The sequence below is a fragment of the Streptomyces sp. NPDC058335 genome, from assembly GCF_042723915.1.
Lineage (GTDB): Bacteria > Actinomycetota > Actinomycetes > Streptomycetales > Streptomycetaceae > Streptomyces.
In genome coordinates this window covers 393,993-409,305 of sequence record NZ_JBHXHX010000004.1, presented here as the reverse complement: position 1 = coordinate 409,305, position 15,313 = coordinate 393,993, and the positions used below count along the sequence as shown (strand labels likewise).

Here is a 15,313-nt window from a genome sequence, read left to right as displayed (position 1 = left end):
GGTCAGCCGTTCGGTAGGATCACCGCGCGCCCGTCGGTCTCGCCGGCGTGCAACCGCTCGTACGCCAGCGGCGCCTCGTCGAGGGAGAACGTCTCGGTGTGCACCGACACCGCTCCGGCGCGGGCCAGCGCGAGCGCCTCCGACAGCTCACTGCGGCTGCCCCGGTACGGGGCGTACACCGACACCTCGAAGGGCAGGCTGCCGAAGCCGACCGGCGGCACGCCACCGCCGATCCCGACGATCGCCACCTCACCCTCCGCCGCCGCGACGGCCCCCGCGATGCGCACCGTGGGCTCCGCACCGACGAAGTCGAAGACCGCCTCGGCCCCCGGGCCGCCGGTGAGCGCCCGCACCGCGTCAGCCGCCGCGGCGTCCGGCGACACCGCCTCGCGCGCGCCCACTTGGCGCGCCAGCCGCGGCTTGTCCTCGCTCACGTCCAGCGCGATCACCCGCGCCGGCGTCAGCCGATGCCGGAGGCGGCGCGCGTCACCAGGGCGGTCTTCCCGGAGAACTCGGAGGCGTGGTCGGTGACGGCGGTGGGCGCGGGGACGGGGGCGGTGCTCATGGTGCTCTCACTCTTCGGCAGTGCCGGGGGAGCCCGCGTCGGTAGTGCCGGGGTAGCCCGCAGACCTGATGTCTCATTGGGACATCAGGCCCGATGAGACTTGCGTCCCGCAGGGACACCTTCTCTCCCTGCGGACGGCTCCCGTCGAGCCTCACGTGCCGGGCCGATCATCGGACGGTGGAGTGCGCCGAACGGGGTCCGTGTTCACCCTCCCCGGTGAGCGCGGGAGCGGGCGCGTACCACCGGCGCGGGCGTCGCGTTGCTCCGGCATGGACCGACCTTCCCGCCGACCCTGTCCCGCACGGCCGCGTCCGCCCGCCGGGGACTGCACTTCCGGCCTCCTCTACGCCCAGCCCGCCGTGGGCCCCTCCTGCCGCGCACCCATCTACGCCCGCCTCGTCGCGGAGTGGCGCGCCCGCGGCCGGACCGTTCCCGCCCGTCCCGACGTGCAGTGGGTGTCGCTCACCGGGCTCACCCAGGGCGTCGGGCCCGTGGGGCGCTAGGCGCCGCGCGGCGGTGTGAGAACGGCCAGGGTGCCGTTGGCCTGGCGCAGCGCCAGTTCCAGGGTGCCGGGGGAGTGCAGTGCACCCGTCCCGTCCGGCGGGATCAGCCATTCCAGGGAGCGGGCCGGGCGATACGGCGGGGGAACCGCGACCCAGGAGCCCCGGCCCGCCTGTCTCAGACCGTCCCCGATCCAACGGCTCGCCGGATCGGGCGGCAGGAAGAAGCCCACCCGTTGGGCCGCCGTGTCCACGAGGGTCGGCCCCGGCACGGGCAGCGTCGGCTGCCACAGCAGGTCCAGGGTGAGCAGGCCCAGCCGGTCGGGCACGCTCAGCACGGTCCAGTAGCGGCCCGCCTCCAGCAGCGTGACGCCGTGACCCTGATCCCACTCCCGCTTGCAGTTCCGCGGGTCCGTCGCGGCGGCGGCGAGCCACTCCACGCCGCGCGCCCACATCGCATAGCTCATCATCCGGCTCCGTCTGAGGTCCGCCCGGAACCGGCGGGCGCACACGGGCGCCACCGGACCCGGGGTCCGGCCGGCCGGCAGCCTGCCGACTCGGCATATGCATGCTGGTAGATATTTCTAAGTGGTGGAAGGGGTGGCGAACCGTGGCGTTTGGGTCTGGTTCGTTCGACCTTCGCGCCATTGTTCGGCCCACCGAGGAGTGAGAGCCCAGGGGGGCGGGCCGGAGGGCCGCTCACGTCGTCAGAGCGGCTGTGTGTCGCCGGGATGCCCGGCAGGCCGCGGCCGGATAGGGCCGCCCGGCTCTGTTCGGTCGTGTGCTGGGCTGTCACGTCGGTCGAGCGCCCGGCACCGCTCGCCGGGATGACCGAGCCACCCGGCGACGGCCGGATGTCCGCCCCCGATCCGGCGGCGGCCGTATGCCCGCCCCCCGTCCGGCGTCGACGTCCGCCTCGTCCCCCTCCGGGCCGCCCCCCGGCGGATCCCGCGCCCCCGGCCGGCGGCGGCCGTATGCCCGCCCCCCACCCCCCGTCGGACGTCCGCCTCGCCCCCTACGGCCCGCCCCCCCGGCGGGTCCCGCGCCCCGCCCCCTCCATTCCGGTGTGCCCGTGGCCCCCGTGGGTACCCGGCAGCGGAAACGACCACGTCGACAGCACGCTGGGAGGAGGCCCACATGGCCACTGGAGCAGAGACCGGCGATGTGACCGGTACGCGGGACAAGGACTACAACCTCATCTGGTACGTCGAGGCGTGCCTGAACAACGCGCTGCGGCTGGAGACCTATATCCAGGACGCCGAACGCGACAAGGACACCGAGGTCGCGGACCTGTTCCGCAAGGCCCAGGCGGACAGCCGCAAGGGTGCGGAGATGGGCAAGGATCTTCTGCGCGCCCGACTGAGCGGCGGCTGATCCACACAGCTCCCATGGGCCCGGACGCCGTACGACGAAGGTCGCGGCGGCCGGGCCCCGGCGCGTGCGGGAAGGCCGTCAGGGCAGTGGGGCGCCGGCACCGGCGGGTCCGGCTGGCGCAGCCCGGCCAGCAAGTCGTCCTGAAGGGCGATCAGTTCGGTCAGGCATCCGGTCAGGATGCGGCGGGCCGCGCCAGCAGTGCGGCGACTCCCCGGTGAGCAGGCTGGCGCGGATCACGTCGGTGTTGCCCGCGGCGACGACCGCCAGGTCGAGGTCCTTGCCGCTGCCGCCGCCCAGCGTGCCGAGCGCCTTGCCGCTGGTGTGGCCGACGACGGCCGCGCCCAGCGCCCCTTCCTTCTGCGGGTTGAACGGGGCCGGGCTCCTCCGGCCCCGTTCGCGTCCCGAACCGTACGGAGGGGGCGCTCGGCGGAGTGACACCTTCCGGGACTGGCGGCGCAAGGAGCTTCGGTACGTGTGGACGAGTGCCGCGCTTTGATCACGCGGGGTACGGAAGCTGAACCGTGCGGCGGGTCAAGTGCCGTTCCGAGGAGTGGCGTTGAGGCAGATATAGGCTGAGTGCACCGGGGTCGCGCGGCCCCGGCAGGTCGTGGCGCCGTGGCAGAGCGGCCCATCGCACCGTCGCGGGGGAGACCCTCCCCGTGACGATCGACGGGATCGGGCGGGTCTGCCCGTACTCGTCCGCGGGTTCGAATCCCGTCGGCGCCGCGGCCGCCCCACCGGTACGCGCGGTCACCCATCAGGCACTCGTAGCCGACCACCGGTACGCCCAGCCGCCCCACCGGTACGCCCAGCCGCCCCACCGGCACGCCCAGCCGCCCCACCGGCGCGGCGGTCGGCACCGGCGCCGCCGCTTGCGGTCGGCCGTCCGAGCGGGCAGGGTTCGATGCCGTGGCCACCTTGCTGATCGTCCATCACACGCCCTCGCCGAACTGTCAGGCGATGTTCGAAGCGGTCGTCCAGGGCGCGACGGCGCCGGAGATCGAAGGCGTCCGCGTCGTCCGCCGGGCCGCCCTCGCCGCCACCGCCTCCGACGTCCTGGCCGCCGACGGCTACCTGCTGGGCACACCGGCCAACCTCGGCTACATGTCAGGTGCTCTCAAGCACTTCTTCGACCAGGTGTACTATCCCTGCCTCGACACCACCCGTGGCCGCCCCTTCGCCTACTACGTGCACGGCGGCAACGACGTCACCGGCGCCGTACGCGGCATCGAGGCCCTCACGACCGGCCTCGGCTGGCGCCGCGCGGCCGAACCCGTCACGGTCACCGGGGAACCCGGCAAGGCGGAGGTGGAGGCCTGCTGGGAACTCGGCGCGACGACCGCCGCCGGCCTCATGGAGTGACCGGCCGCACCGCCACCCAGCCCAGCCCCGCCCCGCCACGAAGGAGACGATCACGGACGTGAGTGAAGGCCACCACGACGGCCGGCTCCCTCAGCTGTGGGAGGAGCACCTGCGCGCGCCGTTCCCCGCGGGTTTCCGCGCTGTGGACTCGACGGCGCGGACCTGGTCCTGCTCGACGCGGACGTCGCCGGCCTCGTGCAGAGGGAACTCCACGGCGGACTCGACGACCAAGACGTCACGATCCTCGGGGCCTGCATCGCGGACCTGGACAAGATCCTGCCCCTGATCGGCGACGACCCCGGCGCGGCCTACCACGGGAGGCCGCGGACGATGGCGGGAGTCACGGCGGCGCGCCACCCGCCCAGCGGGATCTGGACAGCTGCTGGGAGACCGCCACCCCGCCCGGTGTCCCGCTCAGTCCCACAGGGGGTAGGTCATGACCTTCTCGAACTGCTCGGGCCGCTGTGCCGGGTACTCGAGGACGATCCGGTCGTAGCGCTGCGTCTGCGGGTCCTTCGTCCAGGGCTGCGCCTTGTCCAGCCGTACGACCACCGGATACGAGTGGAAGGTGCCCGCCGCGCAGTAGGGCTTGCAGTCGTTGACGACGTTGGTGCCCCTGGCCTCCGCAGACTTGGCGTTCCAGTGGTCCCACTTCAGTGAGGCGAGCCGGCTGTTGCCGTCGCCGCAGGCCAGGATGAAGGCGGAGGGCCGCACCTTCGGGTGCCAGAGGCAGTCGACCAGGACGGGCGATGCGGTCGGCCGCGCGGTGGACCGGTCGGCGGGCGGCGACGCGGTGGGTGCGGCCGAGGCCGTTCCGACCGCCGCGGTGAGTCCCAGCGCCGCACAGAGCAGTGCCGCCGTCCTCGTCGTCCTGTGTCCGCGCATGACCGCTCCCGCATGTTCTCGGGACCCGGGTTGTGCCCAGCGCCCCGTGGAGGTTCCGTACCGACGGTACGACGGTGCGCCCACGGCGACCACTCGAACGGCCCACAGTCGCGCCCCGGTGCACGTGGCGGCCGGCCTGATCGCCGTCCGCCTGCACGGTTACGGCCCCGAACCCGCGGCGAACATCGCCACCACCCTGCTGGCCCGCGGCGAGTTCGCGCTGATCCTCGCCGCCATGGCCGCCGGTGCGGGCCTCGACGAGCGCCTCGCCCCCTTCATCGCCGGGTACGTCCTCGTCCTGGCCGTCCTCGGCCCGGTCGCCGCGGGCCGCGTTTCGCTCCTCCTGCGGCTCGTGACCGGGAAGCACCCCTCGGCTCCGGAACCGCCGTCGCCGTCGCCGTCGCCCCGATCCGACGACCGGACCCAAGGGGAACAGTCATGTCCGCGACCGACGACGAACGCCTGACCGACCTGGCAGCCTCCACCGCCCGTGACGACCCCCGCTGCGCCCGGTCGCCGGACGAGGGGCGGCCGGCCCCGCCCCGCGAGTACCGCCGCGTCCGCGGCTGGTGCGGGCTCACCGTCGCGACCGCCGCGCTGATCGCCGGCGTCGTCCTGCCGCACGGCCTGCTCCTCGCGGCGGGCCTGGTCCTGGCGGCCCTTTCCGCCCAGTTCTTCGACTCCCACCTGTTCCGCCCGCGCCGGCGGAGCCCTCGCGGCTGAGGCCACCGCGGAGCCGCCGCAGGGCGTTTGCTAGGCTCCGGGGGCCTTTCCACGGGGGAAGTCCGGTGAGAGTCCGGCGCTGACCCGCAACGGTGTGCGCGACGACCTGACGGTCCGTCACGTGAGCCCGATCGCCCGTGGTGGGCAGCGACCCGTTGACTGCTCGCCGAGGACTGCGAGAGGGGGACCGCGCGGCCCGCGGGCCGTACGGGCTGTCTCACGGTCCAGCAGGCGGCCTGAGGTGAAGGACCGCCCCGCCCGTGCTCCGAAGACCTACGGCGAGCCGCAGCCGTACGCCCCTCGCGCCCCTGGCCGCCGCACTGGGCCTCGTCCTGCTCCTCTCCCTGCTGGGCGCGGTCGCCCTGGGCGCCACGGGCCTCGGGGGCGGCGAGGTGGTCCGGCTGCTGTGGGCCGGCCTCACCGGCGGGACCGTGCCCGCCCGGGACGGCGCCGCGTACACCATCGTCTGGGAGATCAGGCTCCCGCGCGTCGTGCTCGGCGCCGTCGTGGGGGCCGGGCTCGCCTCGGTCGGCGTGGCCGTGCAGGCGATGGTCCGCAACGCCCTCGCCGACCCGTTCGTGCTGGGCATCTCCTCGGGCGCCGCCGTGGGAGCCAACGCCGTCATCCTGCTCGGCGCTTTCGCGGGTCTGGGCGTGTGGGCGCTGTCCGTGTCCGCGTTCGGCTCCGCGCTCGCCGCGATGGCACTGGTGTACGCCGTGGCCCGCTCCCCGAGCGGTCTCACCCCGCTGCGGCTGATCCTGACCGGGACGGCCCTGGCGTACGGCTTCGAGGCCCTGACGACCGTGATGGTGTTCGGCGCGGCCCGGGGCGAGGCGGCCCGCTCGGCCATGATGTGGCTGCTGGGCAGCCTCGGCGGGGCGACGTGGGCACAGGTGCCGATCGCGGCCGTCACCGTCACCCTCGGCTGGGCCTGGCTGCGCCGGCGGGCCGAGGCACTCAACGCCCTCGCGATGGGTGACGAGACCGCCGCCGCGCTCGGCGTCGGACCGGCCACGCTGCGCCGGGAACTGTTCCTCGTGACGGCGGCCGTGACCGGGACCGTCGTCGCGGTGAGCGGCGCGATCGGCTTCGTCGGCCTGATGGTGCCCCACCTCGTGCGGATGGTCGTCGGCGCCGACCACCGCCGCGTACTGGTCCTGGCCCCCCTCGCCGGAGCCGTCCTGCTGGTCTGGGCGGACCTGCTGTCCCGGCTCCTGCTCGCCCCGGCCGAACTGCCGGTAGGCGTCGTCACCGCCGTCGTCGGAGTACCGGCCTTCCTGCTGCTGATGCGGCGCGGCGGTCACACGTTCGGGGGCCGCTGATGGTGTCCGGCCGGGGAGGGGAACGTGCGTCTTGATGTGGAGGGCGTCGTTGTCGGGTTGGCGGGTGTGGTCGGTGGCGTCTTGCCGGATTGGGGTCGAGTTGTCCGTCGGTGTGCCGGCTGTTGTGTCGCTGATGCGGTGCGGCGGTCAGACGTTGGAGGGCCGCTGATGGTGTCCGGCCGGGGAGGGGAACGTGCGTCTTGATGTGGAGGGCGTCACCGTCGAGGCGGCGGGTGCCCGCATCGTCGACGACATCCGGCTCGCCGTGCCCGAGGGCGCGTTCGTCGGACTCGTCGGCCCGAACGGCAGCGGCAAATCGACGCTCCTGCGCTGCGCCTATCGCGCCCTGCGCCCCGACGCGGGCGTGATCCGCCTCGACGGGGACGACGTACGCACCCTGCGGCCGGCGGCCGCCGCGCGCGTCCTGGCGGCCCTGCCCCAGGAGTCCTCCGCGGAGTTCGACTTCAGCGTCACCGAGGTGGTCGCCATGGGGCGGCTGCCCCACCGCGACCGCACCGCGCGCACCGACCGGGACATCTGCGCCCGTGCCATGGAGAGCACCGGCGTGGCCCACCTCGCCGACCGCGGGTTCCTCGCCCTGTCCGGCGGCGAGAGGCAACGTGTGCTCATCGCCCGCGCGCTGGCCCAGCAGCCCCGCGTGCTCGTCCTGGACGAACCCACCAACCACCTCGACATCGCCCACCAGTTGGAGATCCTCTCCCTGGTCCGCGGCAGCGGCCTCACCGCGCTGGCCGCCCTGCACGACCTCAACCTCGCCGCCGCCCACTGCGATCTGCTGTACGTGATCGACGACGGCCGCATCGTCGACACCGGCACCCCGGCCGAGGTGCTCCGACCGGCCCTGCTCGCGGACGTGTTCGGCGTCCACGCCCATCCCGTACGGCATCCCGTCACCGGCACCGTCCAGCTCCTGTTCGACCTCCTCCCGTAAGGAATCCCGTGCCCGCCCTGCGCCCCCTCGTCCTGGCCGCCGCCCTCGCCCTGACCGTCACCGGCTGCGGCGCCACCGTGGAACCGACGGCGACCACCGACGCCAAGGCCGTCACCCTCACCAACTGCGGCCGCGAGGTCACCTACGACAAGGTTCCCGAACGCGTCGTCACCAACGACGTCGGCATCACCGAGCTGATGTTCGCCCTGGGGCTGGAGGACCGTATGGCCGGTTTCGCCATGCCCGACGACAAGGGCGACCTGACCGGTGTCCCCTGGAAGGACGGCTACGACAAGGTGAAGTGGCTGTCCAAGGACCAGCTCACCAAGGAGAACGTCCTCGACGCCCGCGCCGACCTCGTCTTCGCCGGCTGGAACTACGGCTTCCGCGAAGAAGGCGGCTTCACCCCGGACGCCCTGAAGAAGCTCGGCATCCCGTCGTACATCCTCACGGAGTCCTGCCGCAACGGCCGCACGGACAGCTCACGCGGCATCATGCCGCCCCTGGACGCCCTCTACGCCGACCTCACCAACCTGGGCAAGCTGTTCGGCGTCGAGAAGCGCGCGGCCGGCCTGATCGCCGGATTCAAGAAGCAGGTCGCCGCCGTCCGCGCCGGGATCCCCGCAGGCGGCGCCCGGCCCACGGTCTTCCTCTACGACAGCGGCCAGGACCAGCCCTTCACCTCCGGCCGGTACGCCGCCCCCGACCAGATCATCAGCGAGGCCGGCGGCACCAACCTCATGCACGACGTGGCCGATTCCTGGACCACCGTCGGCTGGGAGAGCGTCGTCGCACGCGACCCGGACGTCATCGTGATCTGCGACTACGGAGACGTCGGGGCCGAGCAGAAGAAGGACTTCCTCCTGTCCTACGCCCCGTTGCGCGACGTGTCGGCCGTCAAGCACCGCCGGATCGTCGTGCTCGACTACGTCGACCTGGTGGAGAGCCCCCGCAACCCGGCGGCGATCGCCCGCCTCGGCGCCTATCTGCGGACGGTACGGACGGACGGCTGACTCAGGCGCGGCGGGGCGGAGCCGGGCAGCCCAGGGCCGTGATCTCGGTCAGCGGCGTCCCGCCCGCCCACAGCGACAGGCGGGCGCCGTCCAGCAGATGGGTGTCCGGCCGGCGCGCGGCCCACACCTCGTCGCGGTGCGAGAACGTGCCGCGGTGCACGACCAGCCGCACCGGGCGTCCGGACCGCCACCGCGCCCGGCACGAGCAGGCGCCGTCCTCGTCCGGCAGCGGCTCGGCCACCGGCCGGAACGCCACGTCGAGCAGCCGCCCCCGCCGGTCGCGGGCGGCGAGATGGACGGCGTCGTGGGCGGACGGCGGCAGCACCCGCCAGCCGTCCCGCCGCAGCATCCGCGCCACCGCGACCACCAGCGCCGACGGGTCGAGATCCGCCAACTCCTCGGCGGTGTAGTAGCCCTGACGCCGCCGGGCGGGCCGCCGGGACCGGCGCAGCGCGACGACGGCGACCACGCCGAGCGTCACCAGGACCAGGGCCGGGACCCATGGGCCGACGGCGCGTCCGGCCAGCGCCAGGGCCGCGGTCGCGGCACACACGACCAGGGCCAGCGCGGCGAGGCCGGGCAGCACCTCGCGCAGCCCCGGCCCGTACCGGCCCGCCGCGCGCGGCTCGCGCACGGGTCGGCGCCGCCGGGCACGCCAGGACCCGCCCGCCGACGCTCGCTTCTCCCTGCGTGTCCCCAGAGCCGGCACCCCCACCCCGTACACCGCGATGTGCCAGGGACGGAAACCTACCCGCAGTGTGATGAAATGCCCCTGCTCGGCACTTTTCGGCCATCGGCTTGGCCGAAGTGGGGCAGGGTGGGCGGCGGCTCGACGGGCCGTTGTCAGTGGCGGGTGCGAAGCTGCTGGTCATGGACGAGGCTGACTTCATGCGGGGCCGGGTCTACGGCGCCGACCACGAGGACGCGGCGCCCCGCCCGGACCGCGATTACGCGGAACTGGTGGGCGGCCCACTGGACGGGCTGCTGCTGGACGTCACCGACCGCCCCGGCGGCGACCTGCGCGAGGTGGCGCTGACCACCGAGATAGGTCGCTACGGCCCCGGCGGCTGGGCCCTGTACGAAGAGCGGCCCGGGGACGCCGGCCGCTTCGACTGGCGGGGAGACGCGCCCGGTACCCCCTGACGGCCCAGCAGGGGCGCGGTGGGGGCGCGGCGGGCTTGTTCGATCGTACGAACCTGCGTTCGTAAGGGTTACCTCTTGCCTTCAGCCTTGATAGGAAACCTTCCTGTCAGTTGTTCGCCGAGTCGCCCGCAGATCCACCTCCATCCACCCCCCACTCCTCGACTGGAGTCACTGTGGTGCACAAGTCCCCCGGCGCGCAGGACCCGAACGCCGCGTCCCGCCGCACGGTCCTCGCTCTCTTCGCCGCCCTGACGGCGGTCCCGCTCCTCGCCTCCCCGCAGGCGTCCGCGGCCCCCCAGCCCCTCGTGGCGGCAGGCCTCGACGACCCGGCGAAGAAGGAGATCGCCATGAAGCTGGTGTCGAGCGCGGAGAACTCCTCGCTCGACTGGAAGGCCCAGTACAAGTACATCGAGGACATAGGCGACGGCCGCGGCTACACCGCCGGCATCATCGGCTTCTGCTCCGGCACCGGTGACATGCTCGACCTCGTCGAGCTGTACGCCGCCCGCAAACCCGGCAACGTCCTCGCGAAGTACCTCCCCGCCCTGCGCGCGGTCGACGGCACCGACTCCCACCAGGGCCTCGACCCGAACTACCCGCGGGACTGGCGCAAGGCGGCCCAGGACACGGCGTTCCAGCAGGCGCAGAACGACGAACGCGACCGCGTCTACTTCGACCCGGCCGTGCGCCGCGCCAAGGCCGACGGCCTGCGCGTCCTGGGCCAGTTCGCGTACTACGACGCCATCGTCATGCACGGCGACGGCGGCGACTCCGCGAGCTTCGGCAGCATCCGCCGGCGCGCCCTGTCCCGGGCGAAGACCCCGGCCCAGGGCGGCGACGAGACGGCGTACCTCAACGCCTTCCTCGACGCACGTGTCTGGGCCATGAAGCAGGAGGAGGCGCACAGCGACACCAGCCGCGTCGACACCGCCCAGCGCGTCTTCCTCCGCAAGGGCAACCTCGACCTCCAACCGCCCCTGGACTGGAAGGTGTACGGCGACAGCTACCACATCGGCTGACGCACCGTGGCATGGCTGTGACGCGGGCTGCGGCCCGTGTCACAGCCGGCCGTGGGAGGGTGCCGCGACCAGCGTCGGCGGACCCCACGCCGCCGGACCGGCGGGGCCGACGGAAGGTGACGCACCGCCGTGCGGGGTGTGCGGCTGCTGCGCCGGTCCGCCGCGCCGCCGGCGGCCTGTACTTCATGGCGGCCGAAAGTGTGCAGCCCTCCCTGCGCGAGGCCTGGTCCGGCGCGGACTCGTGGCCGCCGCCCGCCTGCCGGGACGGGGCTCCGGGGAGACGGTCCGGCACCTCGTGGACTGCCGCTCCTCCTGCTCCCCGCGCCGGCCTTCGACTGCGTTCGCGACGACGGCACCACCTCCCGAGCCGCAGCCGGGGGACCGCCCTGTCGGCGGCCGGGACGGGGTACGGCACCGGACGCCGGGAACGGGCGCCCGTTCCGGCGCCCTCCGACAGTGGTGCGGCTGGGGCGTAGGAGCCCGATTCGGGGGTATGCGCGCGGTCATGAACGGGGTAGCGAAGGCGGTCCGCATGGAACCTGTCCCTCCTGACGAGGGTTCCCCGCGTCCCGAGCGGCGCCGGGTCGAGACGACGGTGGCCCTGGACGGGGAGAGCGGCTGCATCGCCGGGGCGCGGGAGCTGACGGGTGATTTCCTCACGAGCGTGCAGCGCGATCACGGGGTGCCGGTCTCGGCCCGCACGATGGATCTTTCGCAGCTCGTGGTGAGTGAACTCGTCACCAACGCCCTGCGCCACGCGCCCGGCCCGGTCCTGCTGCATCTGCGCATCGCCGGTGCCGCCGTGGAGATCGCGGTCTGGGACAGCGAACCGGCGCTGCCGGTGCCGCGCGAGGCGGATCCGACGAGGGTGGGGCAGCACGGCCTGGAGATCGTGATGGCCGTGGCCCAGGACGTCGCCGTCGTGCCGGAGCCGGTCGGCAAGCGGATCGTCGCCCGGCTGGGGCTGCTCGACGGCCCGTAGGCGGCGGTCGGACGGACGGAGTGGCGGTCTCGTCGCCGAGGACGCGGAACGTCGCTCCGCCGACGGTCAGCACCCCGTCCGACAGGGGAGTGCACCGTACGCCGCCCTTGCCGCGCAGGGCGCGCTGCGCGCCCGGTCCGACGGTGACGTCCAGCCACGTGCACGGCCGTGCGGGACGGTTGACGGAGAGGTCACCGCACCGCCCCCGGAGTCCAGGACGACCGTCGAGCCGACGAGGGCGTCGATGTCGACGCCCCGCAGCAGGATGTTGCGGCGGGTGTGCCGGAGATCGGCGGCGGGGGCGATGTCCCGGGGGAGGCTCTCGGCCGCCATCACCGTCACCGAGGCGGTCCCGGTGCGCGGGCCGGCCGAAGTAGCGGTCGCCGACCAGCCCGAGACCGGCGCGGACCCGCACCGACGGCACGAGTTCGTCGCCGGGCCCGTCCGACGGTCCGTCCGCGGGCCGCCCCGAGAACCGGTGCACGGGCGACACCAGCAACTGCACGATCTCCACCTCGACCATGCCGTCCACCCTGGGGCGTGTTTCGAAAGTCCCGTCTGCCGGGCGGCGTCTGACACGCACGCTCGCCGCGTTGTCGGGGTCGTCCCGATACAACCAGTATCGGGACGACCCTCCGCCTTGCGATCGCACGCACCAGACGCCGCCCGGCCTGCCCTTCGGGCAGACGACGCTCCTTTCGAAACATGCCCTAGGTCGCGTCCGGCCCACGGTGGACGGCGGTCGTCATGCCCCCGTCTCAGGGCTTGTAGGGAAGGGTCGCGCAGTTGGAGCGGGCGGGCCTGCCGTCGAGCCGGTCGGTCAGCCAGGAGATGGCGTCGCCCTGGTCGGTGAGCAGCGGGGCGAAGTGGTTGAGCAGGGCGTTGCCCAGCGGCAGCAGGACGACCGGCTTGTAGGTGACGTCCGCCCCCTTCGCGCACCACGCGACGGCGAGGTCCCGGGCCTGTCCGTGCGGTACGAGGTTGTCGGCGGTGCCGGTCGCCACCCGCACCGGGGACGCGGGCCTGAGCCTGCCGATGCGCTGATCGGCCAGGAACGCCTTGAGCGCGGGCTCACCCTCGATGATGGCGCCGAGGGAGCGGCCGTCGGTGGTCCAGGTCGTGCTGCGCGCCGAGTTGTAGGCGAGGAGGGCGTCCCCGACGCACATGGTGGACAGATCCTTGAGGGCCGCCCGGCCGGCCGCGTTGAGGTGCGCGTCGGCGATCGGCTTCAGCTCCGGGTCGGACTCCAGGAAGCCGTTGACCGACCAGCCGAGCGCACCGGCGAGGTCACTGCCGTCGATGGCCGCGGTGACGGCGACGAGGTCCGCGGGCGGCGCTCCGGCGTAGGTGCCGGCGAGCGGCACGTCGGGGGCGTACGTCGGCTGGAGTTCGGCGGCGGCCGCGGTGGCCCCGCCGCCCTGGCTGTAGCCGAACAGCGCCACCCGCGAACCGTCCGTGAGCGAGGTCCCGTCGAGGGAGCGGGCCGCGCGGACGGCGTCCAGCACCGCGTGGGCCTCGTCGACCCGGTTGACGTAGGTGTGCAGCCGGTCCGTGGCGCCCAGGCCGGTGTAGTCGGTGACGACGACGGCGACACCTCGGGCGAGCAGGCGGTAGATGGCCAGGTCCTCGTAACCGACCGACACCGTCTGCCCGTTGAGCAGGAGCGGACGCTCCAGGCCGAGGGACGCGGCGCACTGGTCGCCCTGTCCCATGGTCCCCGGGGCCACGGCGACCAGCGGCCGTGGTCCGGTGCCCTTCCAGGCGGCCGTCGGTTCGATGTAGGCGCCGGTGACGGCCATCGGCCGGCCCGCCGAGTCCGTGGACCGGTACATCAGGCGGGTCGCCCGGCCGGGCAGCGGGCCGTTGATGCCGGGCAGGCTCAGGGCGAGGGGGAGCCGTTCGGTGCGGATCAGCGCGCCGTCGGCGGCCGGCAGCGAGGCGGGCGGGGTGTAGAAGGCGGGGATGGTGACCCCGCGGGAGACCACGGGTTCCGTGGGTGTCGCGGCGCCGGCCGGAACGGCCGTCGTGCCGAGGCAGGCGGCGGCCGTGACGGCAGCGGCGAGCAGGCGGGCGGGGGCGGGCAGGCGGGTGGGGGCGGGCATGGCGGACCTCCGGGGGGAGAAGGGAGGCCGAGCCTTCCTCTGCGGCTCGGGTGACGCGCGGTCCGGTGAGGACGGACCGCCCGGCATGCGGCGCCGGTCGTCCCACCACCGCCGCATGCCGTACAGAAAGCGTTCTTAGACGAACTGTCAGGAAGGTAACGGCGACTGGGTTACCCGGGGTAGCGGTCGGTAGGTTACGGTTCAGTAACATGGCGGTCGGTGTTCCGGGCCGCCCCGCCGCCGGTCACGGCCCGGTGCCCGCCCCCAACTCACCGCGATCACCGGTGTGATTGACTGCCTGTGTGGTGCACGAGTCGGTCTTCCGGACCCAGGACCTCCCGGCGGCCGACCGGTTCGAGGCCTGGGTCCAGCGCATGGGGCGCACCCACGCGCCGATGCAGCTGAGCAGCGAGCGCGCGGCGGACTACGACGGCTGCCAACGCGCCATCCTTCTCGGCGACGTGACCGTCTGGCCGGCGACCTTCGACCCGCTCGTCTTCCGCCGCACCCCCAAGCTCATCCGCGCCTCCGACCCCGAGGTCCACCACCTCTCCCTGCTCCTCAAGGGAGAGGGCGCGGCCAGTTGGGGCAGCAGCCGGCAGGCCGTCTACACCATGAACGACTTCCACATCAGCAGCTCCTCGCGCCCCTTCGAGATCCACACCGGAGCCGACCCGGTCACCATCGTCGGGCTGGAGATCCCCCGCGCCCAGGTCCCGCTGCCCGGCCGGCACGCCGACCAGGTGATGGGACGGCGTATCTCGGCCACGGACGGCATCGGTGCCCTGCTGGCACAGTTCCTGCGGCAGGTCGCCGCGGACACCTCCGTCTACCGGCCCTCCGACGGCCCCCGCCTCGCCACCGTCGTCGCCGACCTGGTCTCGGCGGCGTTCGCGCACGCCCTGGACGCCGACCTGAGCCTGCCTCCGGAGAGCCACAACCGGACCCTCACCCTGCGCGTCAAGGCGTTCGTCCGCCGCCACCTCGCCGACCCCGGGCTGACCCCCGCGACCGTCGCCGCCGCCCACCACATCTCCCGCAGCCACCTGTACCGCCTCTTCCAGGCCGAAGGGCTCACCGTGGCCTCGTACATCCGCGACCAGCGACTGGAGCACGCCCGGCGCGAACTCCTCGACCCCGCCGGGAGCGCGACGCCGATCCACGCCGTCGCCGCGCGCTGGGGCTTCCCCCGGGCCGCCGAGTTCACCCGCGCCTTCCGCACCGCCTACGGCCTCCCGCCCAGCGAACTGCGCGCCCGCGAACACCCCGGGCCCGACGCCCCCGGAGACGCTCCGCCAACCGACCGTGGACGCCTCGCCAACGACACGCCCCCCGGCTCCGACGCATCCTGGTGACCCTCCGGCGGACACC

At 73.7% G+C, this 15,313-nt stretch carries 16 protein-coding genes, 1 tRNA gene, 2 pseudogenes and 1 riboswitch; of the genes and pseudogenes, 13 read left to right on the top strand and 6 right to left on the bottom strand.

Going from position 1 to position 15,313, the window contains the following annotated elements; genetic code table 11:
• Positions 1 to 2 precede the first annotated feature (2 nt).
• Positions 3 to 467, bottom strand: a pseudogene (locus ACFWJX_RS09955) (zinc-binding dehydrogenase); the annotation flags it as partial.
• Between the two features lie 367 nt (positions 468 to 834).
• Here ACFWJX_RS09955 and ACFWJX_RS09950 point away from each other — a divergent pair.
• A complete protein-coding gene (locus tag ACFWJX_RS09950) occupies positions 835 to 1,068 on the top strand; it encodes a hypothetical protein (RefSeq protein ID WP_383239512.1) in 234 nt (77 codons plus the stop codon).
• Here ACFWJX_RS09950 and ACFWJX_RS09945 read toward each other — a convergent pair.
• Positions 1,065 to 1,532, bottom strand: a complete 468-nt coding sequence (locus ACFWJX_RS09945; protein ID WP_383239509.1) for a hypothetical protein — start codon at positions 1,530 to 1,532, stop codon at positions 1,065 to 1,067. The two genes, ACFWJX_RS09950 and ACFWJX_RS09945, sit on opposite strands and share 4 nt — an antisense overlap.
• Positions 1,533 to 2,202: 670 nt before the next feature.
• Between ACFWJX_RS09945 and ACFWJX_RS09940 the strand changes: the two genes are divergently transcribed.
• The 3 genes from ACFWJX_RS09940 to ACFWJX_RS09930 all read left to right on the top strand — a co-directional run bounded on the left by ACFWJX_RS09940 (position 2,203) and on the right by ACFWJX_RS09930 (position 3,801).
• Positions 2,203 to 2,439 (top strand): hypothetical protein, encoded by a 237-nt coding sequence (locus ACFWJX_RS09940; protein WP_383239506.1) that lies wholly within the window; start codon positions 2,203 to 2,205, stop codon positions 2,437 to 2,439.
• A 609-nt stretch (positions 2,440 to 3,048) separates the two neighbouring features.
• Positions 3,049 to 3,165, top strand: a tRNA-Arg gene (locus tag ACFWJX_RS09935).
• 183 nt (positions 3,166 to 3,348) lie between these two features.
• The gene (locus tag ACFWJX_RS09930; RefSeq protein WP_383239504.1) at positions 3,349 to 3,801 is read left to right on the top strand and encodes a flavodoxin family protein; all 453 of its coding nucleotides are present in this window, start codon (positions 3,349 to 3,351) and stop codon (positions 3,799 to 3,801) included.
• A 90-nt stretch (positions 3,802 to 3,891) separates the two neighbouring features.
• Here the strand turns inward: ACFWJX_RS09930 and ACFWJX_RS09925 are convergent, their stop codons facing one another.
• A complete protein-coding gene (locus ACFWJX_RS09925) occupies positions 3,892 to 4,032 on the bottom strand; it encodes a hypothetical protein (protein ID WP_383239501.1) in 141 nt (46 codons plus the stop codon).
• Positions 4,033 to 4,215: 183 nt separating this feature from the next.
• Positions 4,216 to 4,686, bottom strand: a complete 471-nt coding sequence (locus tag ACFWJX_RS09920; protein ID WP_383239498.1) for a hypothetical protein — start codon at positions 4,684 to 4,686, stop codon at positions 4,216 to 4,218.
• 118 nt (positions 4,687 to 4,804) lie between these two features.
• On the opposite strand from ACFWJX_RS09920, the pseudogene ACFWJX_RS09915 reads away from it, so the two are divergent.
• The 5 genes and pseudogenes from ACFWJX_RS09915 to ACFWJX_RS09895 form a co-directional block, all read left to right on the top strand.
• Positions 4,805 to 5,152 (top strand): annotated as a pseudogene (locus ACFWJX_RS09915) (cation/H(+) antiporter); the annotation flags it as partial.
• Positions 5,125 to 5,409 carry a DUF3040 domain-containing protein gene (locus ACFWJX_RS09910; protein WP_383239495.1) on the top strand — a complete coding sequence of 95 codons (285 nt, stop codon included), beginning with the start codon at positions 5,125 to 5,127 and terminating at the stop codon, positions 5,407 to 5,409. The pseudogene ACFWJX_RS09915 and the gene ACFWJX_RS09910, both read left to right, overlap by 28 nt.
• 54 nt (positions 5,410 to 5,463) lie before the next feature.
• Positions 5,464 to 5,546, top strand: a riboswitch (cobalamin riboswitch).
• Positions 5,547 to 5,717: 171 nt separating this feature from the next.
• Positions 5,718 to 6,731, top strand: coding sequence for a FecCD family ABC transporter permease (locus ACFWJX_RS09905; RefSeq protein WP_383239712.1), 1,014 nt, complete (start codon positions 5,718 to 5,720; stop codon positions 6,729 to 6,731).
• Between the two features lie 193 nt (positions 6,732 to 6,924).
• Entirely contained in the window at positions 6,925 to 7,683 is a 759-nt protein-coding gene (locus ACFWJX_RS09900; protein ID WP_383239492.1) for an ABC transporter ATP-binding protein, read from the top strand.
• Positions 7,684 to 7,700: 17 nt separating this feature from the next.
• On the top strand, positions 7,701 to 8,696 hold the full coding sequence (locus ACFWJX_RS09895; protein ID WP_383239710.1) for an ABC transporter substrate-binding protein: 996 nt from the start codon (positions 7,701 to 7,703) through the stop codon (positions 8,694 to 8,696).
• A gap of 1 nt (position 8,697) precedes the next feature.
• Here ACFWJX_RS09895 and ACFWJX_RS09890 read toward each other — a convergent pair whose 3' ends face one another.
• A complete protein-coding gene (locus tag ACFWJX_RS09890) occupies positions 8,698 to 9,330 on the bottom strand; it encodes a hypothetical protein (protein ID WP_383239490.1) in 633 nt (210 codons plus the stop codon).
• Between the two features lie 236 nt (positions 9,331 to 9,566).
• Between ACFWJX_RS09890 and ACFWJX_RS09885 the strand changes: the two genes are divergently transcribed.
• From ACFWJX_RS09885 to ACFWJX_RS09875, 3 genes are all read left to right on the top strand, one after another.
• Complete coding sequence (locus ACFWJX_RS09885; RefSeq protein WP_383239487.1) at positions 9,567 to 9,839, top strand: hypothetical protein; 273 nt, start codon at positions 9,567 to 9,569, stop codon at positions 9,837 to 9,839.
• 176 nt (positions 9,840 to 10,015) lie between these two features.
• On the top strand, positions 10,016 to 10,858 hold the full coding sequence (locus tag ACFWJX_RS09880) for a chitosanase (protein WP_383239484.1): 843 nt from the start codon (positions 10,016 to 10,018) through the stop codon (positions 10,856 to 10,858).
• A gap of 532 nt (positions 10,859 to 11,390) precedes the next feature.
• Positions 11,391 to 11,840: an ATP-binding protein gene (locus ACFWJX_RS09875; protein WP_383239481.1), complete on the top strand. Its 450-nt coding sequence runs from the start codon at positions 11,391 to 11,393 to the stop codon at positions 11,838 to 11,840.
• A 758-nt stretch (positions 11,841 to 12,598) separates the two neighbouring features.
• Here the strand turns inward: ACFWJX_RS09875 and ACFWJX_RS09870 are convergent.
• Positions 12,599 to 13,942, bottom strand: coding sequence for a lipase family protein (locus tag ACFWJX_RS09870; RefSeq protein ID WP_383239478.1), 1,344 nt, complete (start codon positions 13,940 to 13,942; stop codon positions 12,599 to 12,601).
• A gap of 302 nt (positions 13,943 to 14,244) precedes the next feature.
• Between ACFWJX_RS09870 and ACFWJX_RS09865 the strand changes: the two genes are divergently transcribed.
• Positions 14,245 to 15,297 (top strand): helix-turn-helix domain-containing protein, encoded by a 1,053-nt coding sequence (locus ACFWJX_RS09865; RefSeq protein ID WP_383239475.1) that lies wholly within the window; start codon positions 14,245 to 14,247, stop codon positions 15,295 to 15,297.
• Positions 15,298 to 15,313 lie beyond the last annotated feature (16 nt).